The 23700-nt window shown below is 45.1% G+C and carries 23 protein-coding genes and 1 tRNA gene; 16 read left to right on the forward strand and 8 right to left on the reverse strand.

Features of this window, described 5'->3' with window-relative positions:
* Positions 1-261: 261 nt before the first annotated feature.
* Positions 262-516 carry a 2-oxoisovalerate dehydrogenase gene (locus tag AC3FZD_RS03650; protein ID WP_488738824.1) on the reverse strand — a complete coding sequence of 85 codons (255 nt, stop codon included), beginning with the start codon at positions 514-516 and terminating at the stop codon, positions 262-264.
* Between the two features lie 124 nt (positions 517-640).
* Positions 641-2620 carry an excinuclease ABC subunit UvrB gene (gene uvrB, locus AC3FZD_RS03655; protein ID WP_488738825.1) on the reverse strand — a complete coding sequence of 660 codons (1980 nt, stop codon included), beginning with the start codon at positions 2618-2620 and terminating at the stop codon, positions 641-643.
* Positions 2621-2993: 373 nt separating this feature from the next.
* On the opposite strand from uvrB, the gene AC3FZD_RS03660 reads away from it, so the two are divergent.
* Together AC3FZD_RS03660 and AC3FZD_RS03665 are read left to right on the forward strand one after the other, a co-directional pair.
* Positions 2994-3509 (forward strand): hypothetical protein, encoded by a 516-nt coding sequence (locus AC3FZD_RS03660; RefSeq protein WP_488738826.1) that lies wholly within the window; start codon positions 2994-2996, stop codon positions 3507-3509.
* Between the two features lie 515 nt (positions 3510-4024).
* Positions 4025-4723 carry a PEP-CTERM sorting domain-containing protein gene (locus AC3FZD_RS03665; RefSeq protein WP_488738827.1) on the forward strand — a complete coding sequence of 233 codons (699 nt, stop codon included), beginning with the start codon at positions 4025-4027 and terminating at the stop codon, positions 4721-4723.
* A gap of 118 nt (positions 4724-4841) precedes the next feature.
* Here AC3FZD_RS03665 and AC3FZD_RS03670 read toward each other — a convergent pair whose 3' ends face one another.
* Positions 4842-5336, reverse strand: coding sequence for a rhodanese-like domain-containing protein (locus AC3FZD_RS03670; protein ID WP_488738828.1), 495 nt, complete (start codon positions 5334-5336; stop codon positions 4842-4844).
* Between the two features lie 469 nt (positions 5337-5805).
* On the opposite strand from AC3FZD_RS03670, the gene AC3FZD_RS03675 reads away from it, so the two are divergent.
* From AC3FZD_RS03675 to AC3FZD_RS03725, 11 genes are all read left to right on the forward strand, one after another.
* Entirely contained in the window at positions 5806-7635 is a 1830-nt protein-coding gene (locus AC3FZD_RS03675) for an AAA-like domain-containing protein (RefSeq protein ID WP_488738829.1), read from the forward strand.
* 33 nt (positions 7636-7668) lie between these two features.
* Positions 7669-10143, forward strand: a complete 2475-nt coding sequence (locus tag AC3FZD_RS03680; RefSeq protein WP_488738830.1) for an AAA-like domain-containing protein — start codon at positions 7669-7671, stop codon at positions 10141-10143.
* Entirely contained in the window at positions 10100-11458 is a 1359-nt protein-coding gene (locus AC3FZD_RS03685; protein ID WP_488738831.1) for a hypothetical protein, read from the forward strand. Before AC3FZD_RS03680 ends, AC3FZD_RS03685 begins: the two co-directional genes overlap by 44 nt.
* A gap of 27 nt (positions 11459-11485) precedes the next feature.
* A complete protein-coding gene (locus AC3FZD_RS03690) occupies positions 11486-12403 on the forward strand; it encodes a variant leucine-rich repeat-containing protein (protein ID WP_488738832.1) in 918 nt (305 codons plus the stop codon).
* A 27-nt stretch (positions 12404-12430) separates the two neighbouring features.
* Positions 12431-13747: a HEAT repeat domain-containing protein gene (locus tag AC3FZD_RS03695; protein ID WP_488738833.1), complete on the forward strand. Its 1317-nt coding sequence runs from the start codon at positions 12431-12433 to the stop codon at positions 13745-13747.
* 24 nt (positions 13748-13771) lie between these two features.
* Positions 13772-14773: an ATP-binding protein gene (locus AC3FZD_RS03700; protein WP_488738834.1), complete on the forward strand. Its 1002-nt coding sequence runs from the start codon at positions 13772-13774 to the stop codon at positions 14771-14773.
* A 12-nt stretch (positions 14774-14785) separates the two neighbouring features.
* Positions 14786-15916, forward strand: coding sequence for a vWA domain-containing protein (locus AC3FZD_RS03705; protein WP_488738835.1), 1131 nt, complete (start codon positions 14786-14788; stop codon positions 15914-15916).
* Positions 15917-16090: 174 nt separating this feature from the next.
* Complete coding sequence (locus AC3FZD_RS03710) at positions 16091-16267, forward strand: hypothetical protein (RefSeq protein WP_488738836.1); 177 nt, start codon at positions 16091-16093, stop codon at positions 16265-16267.
* A 211-nt stretch (positions 16268-16478) separates the two neighbouring features.
* Positions 16479-17462: a helix-turn-helix domain-containing protein gene (locus AC3FZD_RS03715; protein ID WP_488738837.1), complete on the forward strand. Its 984-nt coding sequence runs from the start codon at positions 16479-16481 to the stop codon at positions 17460-17462.
* A 235-nt stretch (positions 17463-17697) separates the two neighbouring features.
* On the forward strand, positions 17698-18591 hold the full coding sequence (truB, locus tag AC3FZD_RS03720) for a tRNA pseudouridine(55) synthase TruB (protein WP_488738838.1): 894 nt from the start codon (positions 17698-17700) through the stop codon (positions 18589-18591).
* Entirely contained in the window at positions 18592-19395 is an 804-nt protein-coding gene (locus tag AC3FZD_RS03725; RefSeq protein ID WP_488738839.1) for an SAM hydrolase/SAM-dependent halogenase family protein, read from the forward strand.
* Between the two features lie 22 nt (positions 19396-19417).
* Here AC3FZD_RS03725 and AC3FZD_RS03730 read toward each other — a convergent pair.
* Positions 19418-19491 (reverse strand) — tRNA-Arg (locus AC3FZD_RS03730).
* A gap of 39 nt (positions 19492-19530) precedes the next feature.
* On the opposite strand from AC3FZD_RS03730, the gene moaC reads away from it, so the two are divergent.
* Positions 19531-20040 (forward strand): cyclic pyranopterin monophosphate synthase MoaC, encoded by a 510-nt coding sequence (gene moaC, locus AC3FZD_RS03735; protein WP_488738840.1) that lies wholly within the window; start codon positions 19531-19533, stop codon positions 20038-20040.
* Positions 20041-20064: 24 nt separating this feature from the next.
* On the opposite strand, the gene gmk is transcribed toward moaC, so the two are convergent.
* Positions 20065-20655 carry a guanylate kinase gene (gene gmk / locus AC3FZD_RS03740; protein ID WP_488738841.1) on the reverse strand — a complete coding sequence of 197 codons (591 nt, stop codon included), beginning with the start codon at positions 20653-20655 and terminating at the stop codon, positions 20065-20067.
* Positions 20656-20690: 35 nt separating this feature from the next.
* A complete protein-coding gene (remA, locus tag AC3FZD_RS03745; protein WP_488738842.1) occupies positions 20691-20948 on the reverse strand; it encodes an extracellular matrix/biofilm regulator RemA in 258 nt (85 codons plus the stop codon).
* Between the two features lie 110 nt (positions 20949-21058).
* On the opposite strand from remA, the gene AC3FZD_RS03750 reads away from it, so the two are divergent.
* Positions 21059-21313, forward strand: coding sequence for a 2TM domain-containing protein (locus AC3FZD_RS03750; protein WP_283761612.1), 255 nt, complete (start codon positions 21059-21061; stop codon positions 21311-21313).
* A 104-nt stretch (positions 21314-21417) separates the two neighbouring features.
* Here the strand turns inward: AC3FZD_RS03750 and AC3FZD_RS03755 are convergent, their stop codons facing one another.
* Positions 21418-21774 (reverse strand): phage holin family protein, encoded by a 357-nt coding sequence (locus AC3FZD_RS03755; protein ID WP_488738843.1) that lies wholly within the window; start codon positions 21772-21774, stop codon positions 21418-21420.
* A gap of 12 nt (positions 21775-21786) precedes the next feature.
* Positions 21787-22848, reverse strand: a complete 1062-nt coding sequence (gene mnmA, locus AC3FZD_RS03760) for a tRNA 2-thiouridine(34) synthase MnmA (RefSeq protein WP_488738844.1) — start codon at positions 22846-22848, stop codon at positions 21787-21789.
* Positions 22849-23025: 177 nt separating this feature from the next.
* Between mnmA and AC3FZD_RS03765 the strand changes: the two genes are divergently transcribed.
* On the forward strand, positions 23026-23688 hold the full coding sequence (locus AC3FZD_RS03765) for an SPOR domain-containing protein (protein WP_488738845.1): 663 nt from the start codon (positions 23026-23028) through the stop codon (positions 23686-23688).
* The last annotated feature ends 12 nt before the right edge of the window (positions 23689-23700 follow it).

Consider the following 23700-nt stretch of genomic DNA (forward strand, 5'->3'; position numbering starts at 1 on the left):
TAACTTATGAATAGCCTTGGATTTATAAATACAGCGCTTCGCGCCCTCCGTGGGGGAATGGGGGAATGGGGGAGTGGGGGGAGTGAACAACAGACTCAATTTAGCTTTGGGCTATTCTGGCTATCGTTAAAAACCGCTATTTATGTACCGCATAGCAGAGGAAATTGCTATATTTTATGCGATAAATCAGAATATCCTCTCATTATTCCTGTCTACTAGCCATTCTTTAAGAGAAGAGTTGGTTAATTAGGTCATCACGAGTTAGATCGAAATGAGTTTCAATATCTCGTAAAATTGCACTGAGAGTACCAATTTTAATTGGGCTATGATTGGGTTATGTAAACGAATCATTTTTGGACGAGTAGCTTCATCCGGGTAATGACACTCAACGGAATCTTTTACCATTTGTCGGAGTTCTGGAAGGCTGTTTGCTTGAGTAAAGATAGGTTCACCGATCGCCTTAGCGACATAACCCCCTTCAGGATCGTTTTCGACCCAAAAAATAATTTCTGTCATTGGATTTACTCCTGAAAAGATTGTACTATAATTAATTTGATTACAAATTTTACCATGCTTTATCCTCTACAACTACAACAATATTAATTGTTAATTGTTTCGGCTGTCGCTGACATGAAAATTATTAATTATTAATTTGTAAGGACTTAATGCGATCGCGCAATTGAGCTGCTTTTTCAAACTCTAAGTTCTGAGCAGCGCGTTTCATCTCGGTTTCGAGTTGCCCAATTAACTCCGGAATCTCTGCTAATGGCACTTCTTCTGGGCTGGGGTGTACCCCCTGGGCATTTAGGCGACGAGAGAGGTCTAGAAACGCCAGGATGCTGTTTTCGGCAGATTTTTTGATCGGTTTGGGGGTAATGCCATGGAGTCGATTGTGAGCCATTTGAATGCCGCGCCGACGTTCAGTTTCGGCGATCGCCTTTGCCATACTATCCGTCAGGCGATCGGCGTATAAAATTGCTTGTCCATTTACGTGACGGGCTGCCCGACCAATGGTTTGAATCAAGGAACGATAGGCACGTAAAAAGCCCTCTTTATCCGCATCTAAAATCGCCACTAGGGAAACTTCTGGTAGATCCAACCCTTCCCGCAATAAATTCACCCCAATCAAAACATCAAATTTACCCTCACGTAAATCCTGCAAAATTTCAATCCGTTCAATGGATTGAATCTCAGAATGCAGATAGCGCACCTGAATCCCTCTCTCTTGTAAATAGGTGGTCAAATCCTCAGCCATGCGCTTAGTTAATGTCGTCACTAAAACCCGTTCTTGGCGCTTAACTCTCTGTTTAATTTCACCGAGTAAATCATCAATTTGTCCTTCAGTGGGACGAACTAAAACTTCTGGGTCGATCACTCCTGTTGGTCTGATAATCTGCTCAATGATGCGGTCTGCTGATACTTCTAATTCCCAATCTCCAGGAGTTGCCGAAACAAACACACATTGATTCACTTTTTGCCAAAATTCTTCTGCTTTTAGGGGACGATTATCAGCCGCACTGGGTAAGCGAAATCCATGATCGATTAACACCGTTTTCCGAGCGCGATCGCCGTTATACATTGCCCGTAATTGGGGTACAGTCACATGGGATTCATCAATCACCAGTAGCCAATCTTGGGGGAAATAATCCACTAAACATTCTGGGGGTTCTCCCGGTTGGCGATTGGCTAAATAGCGGGAATAGTTTTCCACCCCATTACAATAGCCCACTTCCTGTAACAATTCTATATCGTAGCGGGTACGCTGATCTAAGCGTTGGGCTTCTACTAATTTTCCCGCTTTTTCTAGCTCTTCTACGCGCTCTTTTAATTCCCGTCTAATTTGTTCGCAAGCCATTTCGACTTGCTCTTTAGGGGTAACAAAGTGGCGAGCAGGATAAATATTCAGACGGTGGCAGGATTCTAAAGCATTTCCACTGGTGGGATCGATATAATAGATGCGATCGATTTCATCTCCGAAAAACTCAACCCGAATAATCCGGTCTTCATAGGCTGGGGTGATTTCCAGAATATCCCCTTTTACGCGAAAGTTTCCGCGACTGAGTTGAGTATCATTACGGGTATATTGAATCGTGGCTAGTTCTCGCAACAGTTGACGCTGATCGATTTCTTGTCCTTTTTCCAGGGAAATAGCCGCTTTCAGATATTCGGCGGGCATTCCCAACCCATAAATGCAGCTAATAGAAGCGACAACAATTACATATCGATGCTCAAATAAAGACCGAGTTGCCGAATGGCGCAGCATGTCAATTTCTGCATTGATGGCGGCGCTTTTTTCAATGTAGGTATCGCTGAGAGGAAGATAGGCTTCTGGTTGATAATAATCGTAATAACTGATAAAATATTCTACAGGATTGTGGGGAAAAAACTGACGCAATTCATGGCAAAGTTGCGCCGCCAGGGTTTTGTTGTGGGCCAAAACCAAAGTGGGTTTACCCAGTTTGGCGATCGCCTGGGCAATGGTATAAGTTTTTCCCGTTCCCGTAGCACCCAAAAGAGTTTGATAGCAATGTCCGCCCTTAAGGGTTTGGGTTAATTGGGCGATCGCCCCTGGCTGATCTCCCGTTGGCTCAAACGGCGCATCCAGCTCAAATCCGTCCATCAACGATACCGATAAGAAACCAAAAGAACAAACTTAATCCATGATTACATTTATTTACAGATTTTGTGTTTTTGCACAGTTTTCCGTAAACTAAAAGGTGTTTAAACTTTTTTTAAGGTTTCAGAAGTCTATCATTTGCCCCTATAGACAGTGTTTTCAATTGATTCCGTGAACCCGCAAGATCTTACCCTCATCCCCCTGCCCCTTTCGGCTACGCTCCCTTCGGCTTCGCTCAGGACAAGCAGGGCGGCGCTTCTCCCACGGGAGAAGGGGAGAATAAGTCCCTCTCCCGTGGGAGAGAGATTTAGGGAGAGGGCATCTCGTTTGAAAATGCTATGAACAAACTCTGTGAGCGGTAAAAAGGCAATGGGTTATGAGTGATAAAACAAATAACGGTACAACCACCAGTAGCAGTGCAACCCCAAACCAATCCTCCGATTCGGCCCTATCAAGTGCCGCCGAGTCCCCCAAAACTGTGACATCTCAAGACAAGGAAACAACCCCCATGACTCAACCCCTAAAACTTGGCTCCAAGCCAGAAGCAACAGCAGCAATTAGCGAGCAACCCACCCGCTTTTCCCCTTTACCGGGTAACCGTCCGATAGGCACAACGGATCTGAAAATCAGCAATACGCTCACAACCGGTCCCCTTCCAGGGAATCGCCCCATTGAAGCCAGTCATCTACAAGTGACCAGTACCCTATCCTCTGCTGGCACTCGCCCAGTTACTTCTAGTGGTATTAAGATTAAGGAAACTTTTGCTACCTCTGGAAATCGTCCCGTGTCTATCACGGACTTAAAAATTAGCCAAAGTGTTACTGTCATGGGCAATCGTCCGGTTGCTGATAATAGTATTGATGGGCCTGATTTAATGGGATATCTTGACTAAAGATTTTCCGATTGTCAGCCCTCTCTAAGTCCATAAGCAAAAACCTGAGCCAGTTGTACTGCCCAGGTTTTTCTGTATATTCAGGGTGATATTTGGGGTTTTATAAGTAAATTTGCGTAATTTTATTTCTGAATCGCCTCAACTGCCTCAATAATTAAGCATAAATACGAATATTAGTTTTTCTTTGTCCGTAGAAACTCGTAAATTATGACTCTGGCTACACCAGTGGATATGATGCTCAACCCCAAGATATGGGCGATAAACTCCGTAAAAACCATGAATATTTGACCCAGATTCCCTAGATAACAGCAGTTTCAGCCCAGAAAGAGGCCCGGAAAGCACCAAAAATTAACCCCAAAATCACAAAAAAGCTTTCTAGGATGAAGAGTTGGTAAAATGCGGTTTTTTCTGTAGACGTTCCTCTATAGGTTGCCTATGATGGAAACATAAGGAAACGCCAAGGCAAGCGAAAGACACTTTTCTAAAGCCTGTTCTAAGTTCTAGGAGTACCTATAATGAAATCTGCTATCTCTACCCTAATGGGTTCTACATTACTCGCTGCCACCTTCGTTGGCTTCTCTGCTGTTAATGCTCAGGCTAAACCTCAAGAAACAGAACCAGCAGAGCCTCTACTCTGTAGTGCATCAAACATTACCCTCGCTGGCATCAAGTACAGTGCTTGTGAAGGTCAATTTGGTGGGAATGATACAGGAGCGACTGGCACTTTACTCAGCGACCTCAATGGGGGCTTGTTCGATGATTTAAGCAGCGACTGGTCTTTAAGCGGTAAGTCTGATGGAGAAGCTGGACAGTTTGACTTTGCAGCACAGAATAATTTGGCAAGCGGTACTTGGTCTATTAATAACAATCTCTCTGCTTTGTTCGGAGATGATTTAACCGCAACTTTTGCAGTAAGCTTCAAAGCAGGTAATGAAGCATCTGGAGGTGGATACAGTGTTTACCTGTTCGAGAACTTCACCATTACCCAAGAACAGTTAGCCAGTGGTAAAATTGAAGGAACTTTTGACACCCTTGGTGTAGCGGTGAACCAAAATAATGGTCAGGGTAGAGGCTTATCCCACGCTAGTTTGTGGACATTCAATGGAGAAGAAGAATACAATCCCCCCAATGAAATTCCTGAACCCAGTGCTGCTGCTGCTTTAGGTTTGCTGGCTGCGGGTATGTTGGGGATGAAGAAGAAAGGCAATCAGTAAGGTTTTGGGTAGTTGACTTCTGAAGATGACTCTCACTTAGTTTTAGATGCGTTGAATGCTTGGATTAAAAACTTGGTAATCGGGTTAGGGGGTGAAGATCGCCCCCTATTTTTCGGGTTTAAAAGAGGTTGGCTTCGGTGGTTGGGGGGATGGTTTTACGCCAAGCTTGAATGCCTCCTTCTAGGCTAATGGCTTGAATACCGGCTTTTTCGAGGATTTGTTGGGCTTTACCGGAGCGAAATCCGGAGAAGCAATAGAGGATGACGAGGCGATCGCCAGCTAATTGGCGAATTTTATCTATCCCTTCTCCTGATTCGATTTCTGCCATAGGAATTAGGGGACTTTCTCCAATACGATCTTGGGCGTATTCTTGAGGGGTGCGGACATCGATAAATAGGGCTTTTTGGGTTAAGGTTCCCGGTGTTTCAGCAACCAGTTGCCTCACTTGAGTGACGCTCATTTCGGCGATCGCCTCTTGGGTATTTCCGGGAAGGGCACAACCGGCGATCGCGGCAGTTAAGTATAAACCAGATAGAGTTAAAATCCAGCGTTTTGCTTGCATAAAGGATAATGGATAAATTCGATCTCCAGTATAAGGCAGTAAGACATACATAAGGAGTTACTCTCACCAGGGCATAGCACTTTAAAAAAAATAGTGCAGACTGCAATCAAGTAGCCTGCACACCAGTTTGGAACACGACTTAGCATCAAAGGAGCAGAGATCCTCAAAGCCTTACTATCTCTGAGGAGTTGAGTTTTATCCGAAATCTCAACTCACCCTAGGTTCAAGCAACTCATAAAGATTCATCTCAAGGATAGGCAAACCCGAAGGTTAGACCAAACAGGACAATGATGACTCTGATGCTTCTACTATGGCTGACGTTAGGGGGACTGGGGGATTCTGTGTAAGCAAGATTCACAAACGTGAGAATCTTAACCTATTGTTAGCCCATGTGGTGATTCCATACACAATTTACCCCAGTGGCAGTTCTAAGCATATTAATAAAGAATAGAAGAAGAAGACTCTGGTTCAGTTTGAGCCGCCGTCTCCCCCTCTATCTGTTGTTTCCTGGTGTAATTTGATGAACCAGATTCAGTTTATCCAAGCCTTTGCTAACCTTACCCCTAGGCGACAAGAAGTGCTACTGAAAGTCTTAGCGGGGGAAGAGGATACGGCGATCGCCGAGCAGCTTTATATTCAACCGGTAACGGTACGCAAACATATCCAACATATTTGTGATGCTTTTTTGGGAACCGTCGATCCCCAAGAAGCGGGATATTCTCGTCGCGGGGAATTAATTGCCCTGATTGCCAAATACCGTCCAGAGTTAATTGGAGAAGCCCTGAAAACTAACCGGGAAAACCAACCCCAGAAGCATCATATTCTCCTGAGTTACTATCAAAGTCCTACCGATCCGCCTTTAAGCCTAATTTCCCAACTCTACGAAACTCTAAGAAACTCCGGTTATACCATCACTTTAGCGGATAACTGTTTGCGGATGGCTAAAAATGGGTTGCAACAGATTTACCGAGAACTGAATACCTGTGAGGAGTTGTTGCTGTTGCTTTCGCCCTTGTCTGCCGTTAGTGAAATGATTACAGAAGAGGTGCGAATTGTCAAGTCCTTACAAGAGTCTCGTCAGCAGGGATTGCCCCATATTATTCCCTTAGAAATCAACAATTCCTTTAGCCTGCTCAACCATGACTTGCGGGGATATTTACAGGACTTACCCAGGTTAAAATGGCGATCGCTAGAAGATACCCCCAGATTAATTAAAAGCTTATTGCAACTATTAGCTGAGGGCGATCGCCAGCAGATGAAAGTTGTCTCTCCTCCTGCACACTCTGCCCATAACCCCTACGCCATCCTACCCAAAGCTCCGCCCCAACCCATTGCCGAACCGGAAATTCCCAGAGGACAAGTCGAGCTGGCCTCCGCATTTTACATCGAACGGCCCCGAATAGAAACTCGATGTTATGAGGCGATCGAAAAACCCGGAGCCTTAATTCGCATCAAAGCGCCCCGACAAATGGGCAAAACCTCCCTCATGGCTCGCATCCTACACCATGCCTCCACCATTGGCTACGCCACCGTCCCCCTCAGCTTTCAACTTGCCGATAGCAAAGTCTTCACCGAGTTAGAACCCTTCCTCAAGTGGTTTTGCGCCAATATCAGCCTCCAAATCAACCTCCCCGTCAACTTTGAAGACTATTGGGATAGCATTTTTGGAGCCAAAGTTGCCTGCAAATCCTACTTTGAAAACTATATCCTTCCCCACTGTCAACATCCCCTCGTTTTAGGCTTAGATGAAGTCGATGTCGTTTTCTCCTTTCCCGACATTGCCTCCGACTTTTTTAGCCTCCTGAGAGCTTGGCATGAAGAAGGAAAAAACCGCGAAATCTGGAAAAAACTACGCTTAGTCGTCGTTCATTCCACAGAAGTTTACGTTCCTATGAGCATCAACCAATCCCCCTTTAATGTCGGCTTACCCATTGAACTGCCCGAATTCCCCCCCGACAAAATCCTAGAACTCGCCCATCGCCATGGCTTAGATTGGACAATTTCCGAAGTCAATCAACTCATGTCCATGGTGGGGGGACACCCCTATTTAGTCCGATTAGCACTTTACCATATTGCTCGCCATGAAATGACCTTAAAAATCGTCCTCGAAACGGCTGCAACCGATGGGGGTTTATATAGCGATCATTTAAGGCGACATTTATGGAATCTACATTACCATTCTCTCTTAAAAGAAGCCTTAAAAAAAGTGGTCGATAGTACCCAAGCCGTACAGCTTGAATCTATCCTCGCTTTTAAGCTACATAGTATGGGATTGATTGATTTACAGGGGCATCAAGTTGTGCCCAGATGTAATTTATATCGTCAATATTTCCGAGTACAATTATCTTAATTCTTTTATTTCAGGCAAGCATCTACGGGGATCATGAAGAATATATTTACTAAAATGTATGAATATCAATTTGGCGGTAGCTTACCGCTTCATTCGCCTACTTATGTGATACGTCAAGCTGATGCAGATTTATTCCGTGGAGTTCTAGCTGGAGAATTTTGCTATGTTCTTAACTCTCGACAAATGGGTAAATCTTCTTTACGAGTCCGCACCATTGAATTATTAAAAAATCGCGGCATTGTTTGTGGAGTCGTTGATTTAACCGCTATTTTTAGCCGTCATATTACTGCTGAAGAATGGTATGCTGCCTTTGCTTATTCTGTCTTGAGTAGTTTTAATTTAGGCAATTGCATTAACCTGGCAAAATGGTGGCGAGATCGTCTCTCTTCTTCTCCTGTCGAGCGCCTACGTTTATTGTTAACTGAAGTAATCCTACGTCAGATTCCCCACAATGTCGTTATTTTTGTAGATGAAATTGATAGTGTATTAGGTTTGAAATTTCCAGTTTATGATTTTTTTGGATTAATTCGCTCTTGCTACAAACACCGTCAAAATCATCCAGAATATCAACGGTTAACTTGGGTATTGTTAGGTGTAGCTAGTCCGTCAGAACTGAGTTCTAATCCTAATTTTAGCCCCTTTGATATTGGTCGAGAAATTCAATTAACAGGATTTCAATTTCAAGATTGCTTAGGATTAACAGAAGGCTTAGTCATGAAAAGTAGAGATCCTAAAAAAGTTTTGAAATCCATTTTAGATTGGACAGGTGGAAAGCCTTTTTTGACACAAAAACTGTGCCATTTAGTCGCCAACGGTGAAGAATTTATTGCCCTAAATCAAGAGCAAAATAGGGTGAATCAATTGGTTCATACAAAGATTTTGCAGAATTGGGAAGCTCAAGATGAACCCGAACACCTGAGATCGATTCGCGATCGCCTCTTAGAAAGTCCCAATCGGAAATCCTTATTAGAATTGTATTCGCAAATCTTAAACCAAGGAGAAATCCCATCAGAAGAAAGTCCAGAGCAAACAGAATTAAGATTGAGTGGTTTGGTGGTTAAAGTCCCTTTTGGACATTACTATGCTCGTCCAGTTATCAAGGTTTACAATAAAATTTATGCCAACACATTTAGTATAAAATGGCTTAAAAATTGCCTGGGATATAGTCCTGAAAAATCATCAATTAATTTATGGAAAAATCAACAGTTATCCGATGAACAGAAACTTTACGATCATCTGCTGTATTGGGTACAACAAGAATCTCCATCTATGATGATTCAAAGAGTTCATAAGTTATTTATTGAAGTCATTGGATATCCAGATATCGAGATTAGTGGGGTTCTACGACGATTGATTATTCAAGTTCCTGAGCAAAGTCAATTTAACAAAATATTAAATCGCTGCTTTTATATTCTGATTAATCACTGGCAAATTCGCGCTTCTTCTAAAATTGCTATTGTCGGTTTAATTGCTCTGTTCAATAATCAAAATCAGTATTCCCATTCTTCTCCCCCACCTAAATATGTCGATGAACTCAGAAAAAAAGTGGCAAGTTTTTGTGAAAGCCATGAATATAAAATGATCGAAAAACTTTTTGTAGAGCCGATCATTCATGCCACAGTGAAAGAATTTGAAGAAAGTGAAGATTATCAGGTTTTGCGAATATTAATTCAAAACAAATCTAAGGCTAATTCTCAATCTTCTCCGATTTTAACTTCTCCGCTTAAAACACAAATTTATCGCTATCCCTATCTCTATCGATATTCCCTAGTGGCATCCAATAGTTCTAGAGAACATCAGCAACTTCTGCAAGAAATTCAAGCTGAAAGACAATGGGAGTTTGAACTTAATCTTTCCCAGTATGCGACCTATTTAATTAAAAAAATATCGGGTTTTAACAGTCAACAACCTTTTGCTAACCCGACTCTACTGAGCGATCAAGATCTGTATTTGGCGATTAAACAGTTTACGGGTAAAGTCGAGGGAAATTCGAGTTATAAAGATCTAGCCAGAAAGTTTTTAGAGCATACGGAAACTGTGAGATCTTATCAGGAATTTAAAGAGCAGTTCTATAATTATATTACTGCCGCAATTGATTCTGATATTCACTCTCAACATTTTGATTTTAAGTTAAGACATAAACTTAAAAGCTTATTGCCAGAACAAGATCATCAAGGATTTAACTCTCTTTTGCTTAATCAAACTTGCGAGAATTTGTTGAAATTTCTGATCGAAAGTCCTGACGATCCTAATCATTACATTTTTGTTAATTTGATTGCTAATTTAGGAGAGTTAAAAACCAGCGCATTATTACTAAAAATTGTGCTTATTTCAGGTCAAAGTCAATCGAATTTAGGGGAGCAATTATTTCAATGGTTTAATTATTATGAGTCTAAGCCTATCGATCAAATTCAATGGTTTGTTAATTTCTTAGAAAACATCAATGTTGCGTTGGTGATCAACAATGAAACTCTGGATGTTTCGTCGATTCAAACCTATCTTAAATAGCTCTATTTTTGGTGATTGGATTATGGAATTAATGGAATTGCAAAACTCTATCTTCTATACAACTGAATGTGAACGGGCTAACGATCCAAATACTGACCCTAAAGTTTTGCGATCGCTTGCCTCCCATGACGATCCCATGGTTCGCGCTCTGGTAACCTCGAATCCCAATACCCCTATCAATGTCCTTTTTGAACTAGGTGTAGCCTTTCCAGAGCGACTCCTGAATAATCCGGTGTTCTCTCTCTTAAGTCTAGAAAATCCCCATTTTATCGCCGATCTTTCTCTACACACCCAACTTAGTCTGTCTACCCTAGAGAGCTATTGTCCTTATCTACAAAATGCCCTTGACCAAATCTCTGGACACATCAAAGGGTCTATTGCCGAAAACCCAGATACTGCCATTACCATCTTGGAACTGATGGCCACTGATGGGAGTGATTTCGTTCGAGAACAAGTAGCGAAAAATCCCAATACACCCCCCTCTACTTTAGAAAAACTAGCTCAAGATGCCGAGGATTTTATGGATTCGATCAAATTTGCAGTCGCCAGAAATCCCAATACACCCCCATCTACATTAGAAAAACTGGCTCAAGGTGCCGAGGATTGTATTCATCCGATCAAAGTTGCAGTCGCCAGAAATCCCAATACACCCCCATCTACATTAGAAAAACTGGCTCAAGGTGCCGAGAGTTCGATCTTGGAACTCTTGGAACTGCTTCAAGATGCCGATGATTTGATGAGATTGACATTTGCTGAAAATCCCAATGTACCCCTATCTTCATTAGAAAAAGTCGATCAATATTCCGGTGATTCGATCAAAGTTGCAGTCGCCAGAAATCCCAATACACCCCCCTCTACATTAGAAAAACTGGCTCAAGATGCCGAGGATTCGATCAAAGTTGCAGTTGCTGAAAATCCCAATGCACCCCCATCTTCATTAGAAAAATTCCCTCAAGATTACTATGATTCGATCAAAGTTGCAGTTGCTGAAAATCCCAATACACCCCCATCTACATTAAAAAAACTAGAACGCGAATGTGCAGTGGTTTTAGCTCTATTGCAACGTCCTGAATTACCAGAGTCGGTATTAACGGAGATCGCCCACTCTCCTCATTTTCAAGTGCGTTGGTACTTAGCTGGTTATCCCCATTGTCCAGAACCGATTTTAGCCCAACTTAGCGAAGACCCCGATTTTAGCGTGCGCTGGGTCTTAGTAGCTCATCCTGACTTACCCAAACCCTTACTCCAGAAACTGGCAGGCGATCCAGAACCCGATGTTCGTCATGCGGCACAGCAGAGACTCTCCACCCTATAGAAACTCTAGATTTACGGTAATTCGATTATGGAATTAGAAAACTCTATCTATACAACTGAATATGAACGGGCTAACGATCCAAATACTGACCCTAAAGTTCTGCGATCGCTTGCCTCCCATGACGATCCCAAAGTTCGCGCTCTGGTAGCCTCAAATCCCAATACCCCCACCGATGTCCTTTTTGAACTGGGTGTAGCCTTTCCAGAGCGACTCCTGAATAATCCGGTGTTCTCTCTCTTAAGTCTAGAAAATCCCCATTTTATCGCCGATCTTTCTCTACAAACCCAACTTAGTCTGTGTACCCTAGAGAGCTATTGTCCTTATCTGCAAAATGCCCTTGACCAAATCTCTAGCCACCACATCAAAGGGTCTATTGCCGAAAACCCAGATACTGCCATTACCATCTTGGAACTGATGGCCACTGATGGGAGTGATTTCGTTCGAGAACAAGTAGCGAAAAATCCCAATACACCCCCCTCTACTTTAGAAAAACTAGCTCAAGATTCCAAGATTTCGATCAAAGCCAAAGTTGCAGTTGCTAAAAATCTCAAAACCCCAGTTGCTATTTTAGAAAAACTAGCTCAAGATTACTATGATTCGATCAAAGTTGCAGTTGCTGAAAATCCCAATACACCCCCATCTACATTAAAAAAACTAGAACGCGAATGTGCAGTGGTTTTAGCTCTATTGCAACGTCCTGAATTACCAGAGTCGGTATTAACGGAGATCGCCCACTCTCCTCATTTTCAAGTGCGTTGGTACTTAGCCGGTTATCCCCATTGTCCAGAACCGATTTTAGCGCAACTTAGCGAAGACCCCGATTTTAGCGTGCGCTGGGTCTTAGTAGCTCATCCTGACTTACCCAAACCCTTACTTCAGAAACTGGCAGGCGATCCAGAACCCGATGTTCGTCATGCGGCACAGCAGAGACTCTCCACCCTATAGAAACTCTAGATTTACGGTAATTCGATTATGGAATTAGAAAACTCTACCTATAGCAATCAGCATGAACAGGCTAACGATCCAAATACTGACCCTGAAGTTCTGCGATCGCTTGCCTCCCATCGCGATCCCAAAGTTCGCGCTCTGGTAACCTCAAATCCCAATACCCCCACCGATGTCCTCTTTGAACTAGGTGTAAAATTTCCAGAGCGACTCCTGAATAATCCGGTGTTCTCTCTCTTAAGTCTAGAAAACCCCAATTTTATCGCCGATCTTTCTCTACAAACCCAACTTAGTCTGTGTACCCTAGAGAGCTATTGTCCTTATCTACAAAATGCCCTTGACCAAATCTCTGGCCACATCAAAGGGTCTATTGCCGAAGACCCAGATACTGCCATTACCATCTTGGAACTCATGGCTACTGATGGGGACTATTGGATTCGAGAAAAAGTAGCGAAAAATCCCAATACACCCCCCTCTACATTAGAAAAACTAGCTCAAGATTCCGATACTTCGATCAAAGTTGCAGTTGCTAAAAATCCCAAAATCACAGTTGCTACATTAGAAAAACTAGCTCAAGATTCCGATACTTCGATCAAAGTTGCAGTTGCTAAAAATCCCAAAATCACAGTTGCTACATTAGAAAAACTAGCTCAAGATTCCGATACTTCGATCAAAGTTGCAGTTGCTAAAAATCCCAAAATCACAGTTGCTACATTAGAAAAACTAGCTCAAGATTCCGATACTTCGATCAGATTAGAAGTCGCTAAAAATCCCAAAATCACAGTTGCTACTTTAGAAAAATTAGCCCAAGATTACTATGCTAAGATCAGATTAGAAGTCGCTAAAAATACTCGCACTCCGTCCCCCTTAGTCAATTCTTTACTGAAACAATTAGCTCAAAATCCCGAGGATTCGATCAGATTAGAAGTCGCTAAAAATCCCAAAACCCCAGTTGCCACTTTAGAAAAATTAGCCCAAGATTACTATGATTCGATCAAAGTTGCAGTTGCTGAAAATCCCAATACACCCCCATCTACATTAGAAAAACTAGCACGCGATCACGAATGTGCAGTGGTTTTAGCTCTAGTGCAACGTCCTCAACTGCCAAAATCCGTATTAACGGCGATCGCCCACTCTCCTCATTTTCAAGTGCGTTGGTACTTAGCCGGTTATCCCCATTGTCCAGAACCGATTTTAGCCCAACTCAGCGAAGACCCCGATTCTAGCGTGCGCTGGGTCTTAGCAGCTCATCCGAACCTACCCAAACCCTTACTCCAGAAACTGGCAGGCGATCCAGAACCCGATGTTCGTCATGCGGCACAGCAGAGACTCTCCACCCTATAGAAACACAGATATCAACCCACTCCCATGACTCCTACCGAACTCAAAACCTATCTCCATCGCCTGATTACCCATAACCTCAAAATCAGTACCATGATTTGGGGGCCGCCAGGTATCGGTAAATCCAGCATTGTCGCCCAACTAGCCCGTCACCATAAAATGGATTTTGTAGATGTGCGTCTGTCCCAGTTAGCACCCACTGACCTGAGAGGATTACCCGTTGCCGAAGCGGGAATCTCTAAATGGTATCCTCCCGAATTTTTACCCCGTTCTGGGCGAGGCATTCTCTTTCTCGATGAGCTGAATATGGCTCCCCCTGCCATGCAAGGGATGGCCCAGCAACTGATTTTAGACCGCCAAGTGGGTTCCTATACAGTGCCCCCAGACTGGTTTATCTGGGCTGCGGGGAACCGCAAAGAAGACCGCGCTTCCGTATTTGATATGCCCTCTCCCTTAGCCAACCGCTTTTTACATCTCTCTGTAGAACCCGATTTTGACAGCTTTAAAGCCTATGCTCTAACGGCTAAAGTCCACGAACAAATTCTGGCGTTTCTCTCCTTTCGCACCACCCTATTGCATAAACCCGATCCCCAACAACCCGCTTGGCCTTCTCCTCGGTCTTGGGTGATGGCTTCTGCGCTCCATAAAGCGGGTCTGGATATTAGTGCGGCAGTGGGTTTAGAAACGATGGCTGAATTTCAGTCCTATATTCAACTTTATAAAGATTTACCGGATCTGGCTCAGATTCTCAAGGGTGAGGGCGATACCATTCCCTTTCCTCAAGAACCCTCGGTGCGCTATGCTACCACGATTGGATTGGCCTTGCGTGCAAAAAATGCCGATCAAGGCTACAAGGCGTTTAGTTGGCTCTCGGATGTGACGACGGCTGAATGGGTACAACTGTTTTCGGTGGACTTGTTTCGGCAAATGCGAATTAAAGGGCAAATTGGCGCTCTGGCACAAATGGTGCAGCAGGATGAGCGCTTAAAGGATTTTCTCAAGGATTTTCAAGGGTTAATTGCAGCTTAAAACCAGGTTTGAATGATGAATATGCCTCCCGATATTGAACGACTCGTCAGTGGGTGTTTGTTGCGGTTGCGGATGAAGTCTCCGTTTTTTGCGACTCTAGCTTTGTTTACGAATATCTCAGTTAGGGAAACTGTGCCTACAGCAGCGACGAATGGTAAGGATATTTTCTTGAATGCTGATTTTTTTCGCAGTTTACCGGTTCCACAAATGGATGGGGTGCTATTGCATGAAGTGCTTCATGCTGCTTTGCGCCATGTGATTCGTCGGGGTTCGCGGGAACCTCTGGTATGGAATATTGCGGCAGATATTGTGGTGAATGGGATCGTCGCTCAACAAGCGAGTATGGATTTGCCATCAGGACATATTAGGGATTTCGATCTAGAGCATTTGAGTGTGGAAGAGGTGTATGAGCTGTTATGGAAAGAGGCTAAATGTTATACGTTATCTGATCAAGATTTGTTAGATCCAGACGGTTCAGGGACTTTATCCCAAGACCAGAAAACGACGTTAGAGACCTATTGGCAAGCAGCGATGCATAAGGCGATGACGATCGCCCAAACCCAAAACGCAGGCAAGCTTCCAGCCGGTTTTTCGCGGGAATGGGATAGCCTGAAGGAAGCGCAGTTAAATTGGCGATCGCATCTTTGGCGCTATCTCGTAAAAACTCCGACCGATTTTCAAGGCTTCGATCGCCGTTTTATCGGTCGCGGTCTATACTTAGAAACCCTAGAGGGAGAAACGGTGCATGTATTTATCGCAGTTGACACCAGTGGCTCCATTGGCGGTGAAGAACTCAGCCTATTCATGAGTGAAATCAAGGGAATTCTCGGATCGTATCCCCATCTCAAATGTGAATTATATTATGCCGATGCTGACGTTTACGGCCCCTATACCCTAGACAAAGCAGCCCCATTGCCCAAACCCGTTGGCGGTGGCGGAACCTCTTTTGTGCCCTTTTTCGAGAAGATTAAAGACCAGGGAAATTGGCAAGATAGCCGCCTCTGCGTCTATCTGACCGATGGTTACGGGAACTTTCCCGAACCCGCTCCCGACTATCCCGTTTTGTGGGTGGTGACCCCAGGAGGCTTGGATTTAAATCACTTTCCATTTGGGGAAGCCGTTCGCCTGCTATCGACTGAATGAGTGGAGTTTTAAGTTAAATGTCAATTTTTGTCAAAGAATGCAACATTCTAGCACGCTGGCTGAAGAGTTTGGCACAGTGGAAAAAGGAAGGGATATAACGGCTCAATCCTGACTCCCCTGCGATCGCGGTGGACTCTAATTGTACATCTCACCATCTTAACCGTTTAGATAACCATGAAGTTTAACTATTACACCTTTTGGCTCCCCCTATGGGCTTATCTTCAACAACCCCTGTTTAACCCAGAGTCTCCCCTGGTTTGGAGTCCCCAGCACTTTTGGTATCGCTATCAATTAACCCTTCTGGAGCGATGCTGGCAAATGAGTCATCAGGAGGGACATCCCCAAGCTTGAGCAGGTGGGCAGGGCAAGAGGGGTTAAACATACTGCATCTTCTCCTGCTCGCCAGACCGCGATCTCTATGTCTCCATATTGCGTGTTCCGTTCTGCTGACTGGATAATTCTGTATCCGGAGATGGCTGAAAAATTAGGAATAAGTAAGGAGAAATTCCCCTAATTTACCCATATTCCTATGGGTGGGATCAGTGTACGGAGATAGCAGATCATGACCAATAGCCCTCAATCTTTAAGTGTTCAAGCTTGTGCCATTTTGGGACTTTCCCCCAAAGAGTTGCGCCAGATCCTCAGTCAGATGGAAGCGCAACTCCACCATTCTCAGGTTTATCGCCGCACCCTGGAGAGTCTCCAAAGTCAGTTAGGAGAGGGGGCAGAGGGAATGCAAATGTTGATTAAGGCGATGGGACGAGAAGCGATTCAGATCGCCTTGCAACACTTTGTCGATCAATATCAGCACCAATCTGGTGAAGTACAACATCCCTTAACGGCGATTGCCCCAGTAACCACTCCCAAGAGTAGCGCTAAACCCAGTACCACCACCCATAGAACGAGTTCCCAAAAGAGAGTTACTGTAAATTCAGGTTTAGGATCATCGACTCAAACCCGTCCACCCCGTCCTCAGAAACTCTCTAAGGTGCAGTTGGCACAACAGAAAACGCAACAGGAACGGGAAACCGGTTGGCAAAAAATTGGCGAACAATTACAAAAAGCGCGTTTGGGGCGAAGTCTTTCCCTCGATCAACTCCATGCTTTAACCCGTATCCCCATCCATGAACTCAAAGCCTTAGAAGCTGGAGATTTCGAGAATCTCCCGGAAGAAGTTTACCTCCATGGTTTTGTCCGTCGTCTTAGTATTGTCCTCGGTTTAGACAGTCAGCATCTGCTCTCTAGCCTTCCAGAACCCGATGTCACCCATTCCGTTATTCCCTCCTGGTCTTCCCTTGCCACCCCAAAAAGTAAAGGATTTTACTTACAACCCGCCCATCTTTATTTAGGCTATACCGCATTAATGGCTGGTGCAGTGGGGGGACTGGCTTGGTTATACGGGGATGCACCCTCTGGGGCAGCCCAAGAAGCCCCCCCAGAAGCGCCAGAATTCTCCATTTCTGAATCTGGGCAAAAGTCCTATGCTGCCGAGTCTCTCTCTAACTCTGATATTCCTTCTCCTGAAGGGGTAAGCGATCTGCAATAGTCAAAGAGGGAAAGCCTGTAGTGCGAGCATCTTGCTCGCTGTCTTTCCCCATCCCCCCATCCCCCATCCCCCCATTCTAGCTAGGGAGCGAGACGCTCCCACTCTTTTTTTTATACTTACGCAACAATTTCGATAATATAGAGGATGGATGTCCTGTGCTTCGCTAACACACCCTACTGCCTTGACAAAAATTGATTTATATGATACAAGACTAGCAAGATTCTAATCCCTCTAAATGACGTTTGGATTTCTCAACCTGAATAAACCCCCCGGTTACACTTCCCATGATTGTGTGGCGCGGGTGCGTCGTTTGTTACGGACTAAGCGGGTGGGTCATGCTGGAACCCTAGACCCGGCGGCGGTTGGAGTGCTGCCGATCGCCCTAGGGAAAGCCACTCGTCTGTTGCAGTTTTTACCGCAGAGTAAGGCCTATAAGGCAACTATTCGCTTTGGAGTGCGAACAGAAACGGATGATTTGCAAGGAGAGATCGTTAAAAGTCAACCGGTTCCTGATTTAAACTTAGAGTCGATTCAGTTGGTTATAGGTCAATTTCGGGGCAAAATTGAACAAATTCCCCCCATTTATAGCGCGATTCAGGTGGGGGGAAAGCGCTTGTATAAAATTGCGAGACAGGGGGAAGTGGTGCAAGTGCCAGCGCGAATGGTGGAAGTGTACGATCTCCAGATTTTAGATTGGCGGCCGGGAGATTTTCCGGAGCTGGATGTGGTCATTGCTTGCGGGCCGGGCACTTATATTCGAGCGATCGCCCGCGACTTAGGCGATCGCCTCAACACCGGTGCAACTTTAGCCCACCTCACCCGCACCCAAAGCAGTGGATTTACGTTAGACCAAAGTATTACTTTAGAGGAGCTAGAAACCCAAGTCGAGCAGCAAACCTTTACCCCCATTTCTGGCCATGTTGCCTTAAGTCATCTGCCAGAGTCTATCCTTTCTACCTCCCAAGTTAGCTCCTGGTTTCATGGTCAACCCTTGTCCATCACTGGTGAAGCCTTATCTGGTGGAGCAATGCGCGTCAGTTCCCCAACGGGGGAATTTCTCGGTATGGGAGAACTTGAGCAAACTGGTCTAGAGTGGGTGTTAGCACCAAAAGTTGTCTTTTCTAGTTAAATGAATCAAGTAGATATACCCAGAATCCTGACCTTATTAACGGACTTTGGTCTGCAAGATCCCTATGTGGGGGTGATGAAAGGGGCGATCGCCCAAATTAATCCCCAGATTACCATTATCGATCTGACCCATAATCTACCCAGGCAAAATTTAGCGGCTGCTCGGTTTGCACTCATGAATGCCTATCCCTATTTTCCCCAGTATACGGTGCATGTAGCTGTAGTCGATCCAGGAGTGGGAACCGATCGCCGGGCGATCGCCCTAGAACTGCCCCAAGGGTTTTTAGTCGGGCCCGATAATGGCATATTTAGCGGCATTCTCAGCCAATATCCGATTGTCAAAGCGGTAGAATTAACCAATCCTCAGTATTGGCGATCGCCCCATCCCAGTGCCACCTTCCACGGCCGGGATATTTTTGCACCTGCGGGCGCTCATTTAGCCAATGGAGTGGCGATCGAGCAGTTAGGCGATCCCCTCGATCCCGATACCTTGGTCGATCTCCCCATTCCCTCCTATACCCAAGACAAACAGTATATTCGAGGAGTTATCCAATCTATTGACCATTTTGGTAACCTAGTCACCACTATTCCCGCAGAAGTCGTCCATAATGTGCCCTGGTCAGTGATTTTAAACGAAGAAATCATTGTCGGCACTCAAACCTATAGCGATCTACCCATCGGAGAGGCAATCGCCCTGATCGGGAGTCATGGCTGGGTGGAAATTGCCGTTAACTGCGGTAATGCTGAAAAAAAATTAAAGCTCACTTGGGGCGATCCAGTTCAACTGCTAATCTACACCGAGTGAGCCGATGGGGGTTTAAGTTAGACGGGCTAGGAGGGATTCGAACCCCCGACACCGTGGTCCGTAGCCACGTGCTCTAGTCCACTGAGCTACAAGCCCTTAACTGTCTAGAAAACTAATATAGCACATGGATTGCTTATGACACAAGAAAATTGTTCTAATTCCGGATTAAGCCATGTCAATGAGTCCGGAGAAGTGCAGATGGTGGACGTTTCAGAAAAACAGGCTACTGTGCGGATGGCGATCGCCGGTGGACAAGTGCGAATGCAACCGGCAACGTTAGAAGCGATTCTAGCCGGGAATGCCCCCAAAGGGGACATTATCGCCACGGCTAAACTGGCAGGAATTATGGCTGCCAAACAAACCGCCCAGTTAATTCCCCTCTGTCATCCCCTACCCTTGCAAAAGATTGCAGTGGAGATTAAACCCGATCGCCAGTTACCCGGTTATCAAATTATGGCCACCGTCAAAACCACGGCTGAAACGGGGGTGGAAATGGAAGCATTAACGGCGGTTTCTATTGCTGCGCTGACTCTATATGATATGGCTAAAGCTCTGGATAAGGCGATCGCCATCGAATCGATCCATTTAATCGAAAAAACGGGCGGTAAATCTGGCGACTATCGGGCTAATAACAATGAACAATGAACTATAGATCAAGTTTAATGTCAGTTAAGAGGGCAGACTTAATTCTGGTAGATTGGGAAATAAGACCGATTCAACTTCTGCTAAGGCTCGATCGAAGTCATCATTGACAATTTGCACGTCAAACTCATGGGCGGCGGCAATTTCAATGATGGCGCGGTTGAGGCGACGGGTAATGGCTTCTGGGGATTCACTTTGGCGATCGCGTAATCTGCGTTCTAATTCAGACATCGAGGGGGGCAAAATAAACAGTCTCATAGCTCCAGGAAAGGAGGCGCGAATCTGGCGAGCGCCTTCTAATTCAATTTCCAATAAAACTAGGGTTCCTTCTTTAACTTTCTCCTCGACCCTTTCGCGAGGTGTGCCATAATAATTACCGGCAAATTGGGCCCATTCTAAAAGTTGATCCCCAGCAATTAAGTCTTGAAACTTTTCTAGAGTGACAAAAAAATAATCTTTACCCTCGACTTCTCCCGGCCGAGGAGAACGAGTGGTCATGGAAACCGACAGATAGATCTCTGGATGGCGATCAAGGAGCGATCGCACCAAAGTCCCCTTACCCACCCCACTCGGGCCCGTAATCACCACTAATTTTCCCGTCCCAACCGCTTGTATCATTCCCAATCCATTACTGAGTGTTATCCTCTGGTTCCTCAAGGTTCCCGGTTACCCTTTTGGATCATAAACCTCTGGGAAACTGTTTCTGGTTGAATGGCAGAGAGGACAACATGGCCTGAATCCATAATTATCACAGCACGGGTGCGTCTACCATAGGTGGCATCGATTAATTGTTGGCGATCGCGACATTCGCTAATTGTTCGTTTAATCGGTGCTGACTCTGGAGCAACGATCGCAACTACTCGATTGGCATTAATAATATTACCAAATCCAATATTAATCAGTTGAACCATAGGGGAATGGGGGGATGGAGGGATGGGGAGCTTATTGATTAATGATTCGGTTTATTATACATTTATTTATAGCGCTACGCGCCGATCTAACTGCTCTATTTTTATCGCCTATGCCTCCCCGTTGGCCTCGAAAACCCGACCGTAGAGATCCAGACTATCGCCGCTTAGATGACCGGATGAACTTTGCTCTCCATGTAGCAATCTATTTGGCAATCAACTCCGGACTCTGGTTTGTGCATCAAATTAAGCCCGATACTCTCCTATGGCTCACTTGGTTTAGTCTAGGCTGGTTGGCTCTGCTGGCGATCCATGGTATTTTTATTTTTGCGATCGCCGACTACTCCCCCTCTTCTAGTCCCAAATAAATTCCCCTCATCCCCCTACCCCCTGCTCCCGTGGGAGAAGGGGGAAAAAGTCCCTCTCGGAGTAGGAGAGGGATATAGGGAGAGGGCAAACATCAACTTAAACCTTAATCATTACTGACTTCCTTCCCCGTAACCTGCTCAATTGACCAGGAAACCAGGGATAAGACAATTGAGCCAAATATAGCCGGAAAGAACCCAGATACCGTAAATCCAGGGGTAAAATAGCCCACCAGAGACAGGGAAATGGCGTTAACCACCAATAAGAACAAGCCTAAAGTGAGAATGGTTAACGGCAACGTGAGAAGGGTCAAAATGGGTTTAACAACAGCATTCACTAACCCCATGACAATGGCTCCGACGGCCGCTGCTTGCCAACTGGCGATCGTCAAACCGGGGACAATATAGGCAGTGATCGCCAGGGCGATCGCCGCTAAAGCCCAAGTGAGAAAAAAGTTAATCACGATCTCAAACCTCTAAAGTTTGAACTTGCGTTCAATAATACCACCTCCCAGGAGGCGATCGCCTTCATACCAAACCGCCCCTTGGCCGGGTGTTACCCCAAACTGAGGCTCATCAAAGCGCAAATGCACCCGATTTTCTGGTAGAGGAACCACCGTCACCGGAACCGGTTGCGAGCGATAGCGAATGCGAACCTCAGCCCGAATCGGACTATCTGGTGGCGCAATAGACACCCAATTTACCCGACTCACCGTACACTCCGGATCGGCCGCACTCTCACGAGTTCCCACAATCACCCGATTCATCACCGGGTCAAGATCCACCACATACAAAGGCTCCGAATAAGCCACTCCTAACCCGCGCCGTTGGCCAATTGTATAATGATGAATCCCTTGATGCTGTCCTAAAACCTTACCCCCTTGGTCAACAATATCCCCCGTCTTCTGGTTAATATACTGATCCAAAAACGACTGCATCGAGCCATGAGCTTCAACCAAGCATAAATCTTGACTTTCCGGCTTTTCTGCCGTCGTCAAATTAAACTCAGCCGCTAGGCGACGAGTTTCCGTTTTCGGCGTTTCTCCCAAGGGAAACAACGTAGAAGCCAAAATTTCTTGGGACAGATCGTACAAAAAATAAGATTGATCTTTTTGCAGATCGATCGCCTTCAGAAGCTGATAGCGTCCCGACTCCTCATCAAACGCAATTCGCGCATAATGGCCCGTAGCAATATAATCAATCCCCAGCTCCGATTTAGCATAGTTAATCATCGGCCCAAACTTCACCGCCCGATTACACTGGGAACAGGGTAGAGGCGTAATTCCTTCCTGATACCCCGACACCAAATAATCAATAATATTCTCTTCAAACAAATCGCGAGTATCAACAATATGGTGGGGAACTCCAAGCTGTTCGCAAATCTTCGCCGCATCCACCATACCTTCCGAGCAGCACTGTCCCTTCCCCTTCATCAACCAAAGGGTTAATCCCACAATATCGTATCCTTGATGACGGAGAACTGCTGCGGCAGTAGAACTATCTACCCCTCCGGAGAGTCCGACGACAACCTTTTTCATGGTGGTCACTCAGCTAACTGTGAACAAAATCATTATTTTTGTGTACCCTTCTAAAGTAACATCTCCCTTGTTTATCGGGAGGATCTGAATTTTTAAGACACTATGAACGACCAAAAACACCATTCAAGACTTAATTGGGCAATCCGGCTGGGGACTTTGGGATTAGGATTAATGGTCATGCCTAGCAGTCAGGCCCAAGACTTCATTTTACCTCCACCGGTGATTCAGCAACAACCGATTAACTTTCCCCCTCCTCCTCCGAGTAATGCCATACCCGATATTCCCGGTAACTTCAATCCACCCTATTTACCTGTAAGTGCCTATCCCTATAAGGTTATAATTAATGGTAATTCTCCCCTCTTATTAGAACAAGTGCAACGGGTTGTACCCGATGCTTTTGTCACCCAAAGCGGCGGCCGGATAGTGATTCAGGCTGGGGCTTTTCAGTGGGAGTCTCATGCTCAGGAAAGGTTGTCCGAGTTGCGATCGCGCGGCATCTTGGCCGAAGTTGTTAACCTACAAGGGGAAACCCTAGCTGGTGGCCCAACTTATCCCGCACCTCCCTCAATCCCCCCCACAAATCCCATCAATACTAGCCCTAGCGTAGCCCTAGATAGAGGCTATTATGTTGTCATTCCTAGCTCTCCAGAGAATGCTACTCTAATAGCTAATCGCGTGCGCCAAATCATTCCCAATACCGTTAATGTTGTGGCTAAACGCTCTCGTCGGGGAATGCATGTTTCTGTTGGCCCTTATGCTAACCGCAGCGAAGCCACAGAAATGATGTCATTTTTACAAAACTCAGGGTTAACCAATGCTCGTGTTTATTTTGGTCGTTAAAACCTATTTTGC

The sequence above is a fragment of the Roseofilum sp. KMC-1 genome (assembly GCF_057802075.1).

Bases quoted from the DNA above. Each gene is read 5' to 3' on its own strand.
- AC3FZD_RS03695 (WP_488738833.1), top strand. From the start codon at position 12,431: ATGGAATTAGAAAACTCTACCTATAGCAATCAGCATGAACAGGCTAAC.
- AC3FZD_RS03670 (WP_488738828.1), bottom strand. From the start codon at position 5,336: ATGTATGTCTTACTGCCTTATACTGGAGATCGAATTTATCCATTATCC.
- mnmA (WP_488738844.1), bottom strand. From the start codon at position 22,848: ATGAAAAAGGTTGTCGTCGGACTCTCCGGAGGGGTAGATAGTTCTACT.
- AC3FZD_RS03665 (WP_488738827.1), top strand. From the start codon at position 4,025: ATGAAATCTGCTATCTCTACCCTAATGGGTTCTACATTACTCGCTGCC.
- moaC (WP_488738840.1), top strand. From the start codon at position 19,531: ATGACACAAGAAAATTGTTCTAATTCCGGATTAAGCCATGTCAATGAG.
- AC3FZD_RS03680 (WP_488738830.1), top strand. From the start codon at position 7,669: ATGAAGAATATATTTACTAAAATGTATGAATATCAATTTGGCGGTAGC.
- AC3FZD_RS03700 (WP_488738834.1), top strand. From the start codon at position 13,772: ATGACTCCTACCGAACTCAAAACCTATCTCCATCGCCTGATTACCCAT.
- AC3FZD_RS03705 (WP_488738835.1), top strand. From the start codon at position 14,786: ATGATGAATATGCCTCCCGATATTGAACGACTCGTCAGTGGGTGTTTG.
- uvrB (WP_488738825.1), bottom strand. From the start codon at position 2,620: ATGGACGGATTTGAGCTGGATGCGCCGTTTGAGCCAACGGGAGATCAG.
- AC3FZD_RS03715 (WP_488738837.1), top strand. From the start codon at position 16,479: ATGACCAATAGCCCTCAATCTTTAAGTGTTCAAGCTTGTGCCATTTTG.
- AC3FZD_RS03675 (WP_488738829.1), top strand. From the start codon at position 5,806: ATGAACCAGATTCAGTTTATCCAAGCCTTTGCTAACCTTACCCCTAGG.
- gmk (WP_488738841.1), bottom strand. From the start codon at position 20,655: ATGATACAAGCGGTTGGGACGGGAAAATTAGTGGTGATTACGGGCCCG.
- AC3FZD_RS03710 (WP_488738836.1), top strand. From the start codon at position 16,091: ATGAAGTTTAACTATTACACCTTTTGGCTCCCCCTATGGGCTTATCTT.
- truB (WP_488738838.1), top strand. From the start codon at position 17,698: ATGACGTTTGGATTTCTCAACCTGAATAAACCCCCCGGTTACACTTCC.
- AC3FZD_RS03750 (WP_283761612.1), top strand. From the start codon at position 21,059: ATGCCTCCCCGTTGGCCTCGAAAACCCGACCGTAGAGATCCAGACTAT.
- AC3FZD_RS03765 (WP_488738845.1), top strand. From the start codon at position 23,026: ATGCCTAGCAGTCAGGCCCAAGACTTCATTTTACCTCCACCGGTGATT.
- remA (WP_488738842.1), bottom strand. From the start codon at position 20,948: ATGGTTCAACTGATTAATATTGGATTTGGTAATATTATTAATGCCAAT.
- AC3FZD_RS03690 (WP_488738832.1), top strand. From the start codon at position 11,486: ATGGAATTAGAAAACTCTATCTATACAACTGAATATGAACGGGCTAAC.
- AC3FZD_RS03660 (WP_488738826.1), top strand. From the start codon at position 2,994: ATGAGTGATAAAACAAATAACGGTACAACCACCAGTAGCAGTGCAACC.
- AC3FZD_RS03725 (WP_488738839.1), top strand. From the start codon at position 18,592: ATGAATCAAGTAGATATACCCAGAATCCTGACCTTATTAACGGACTTT.
- AC3FZD_RS03650 (WP_488738824.1), bottom strand. From the start codon at position 516: ATGACAGAAATTATTTTTTGGGTCGAAAACGATCCTGAAGGGGGTTAT.
- AC3FZD_RS03685 (WP_488738831.1), top strand. From the start codon at position 10,100: ATGAAACTCTGGATGTTTCGTCGATTCAAACCTATCTTAAATAGCTCT.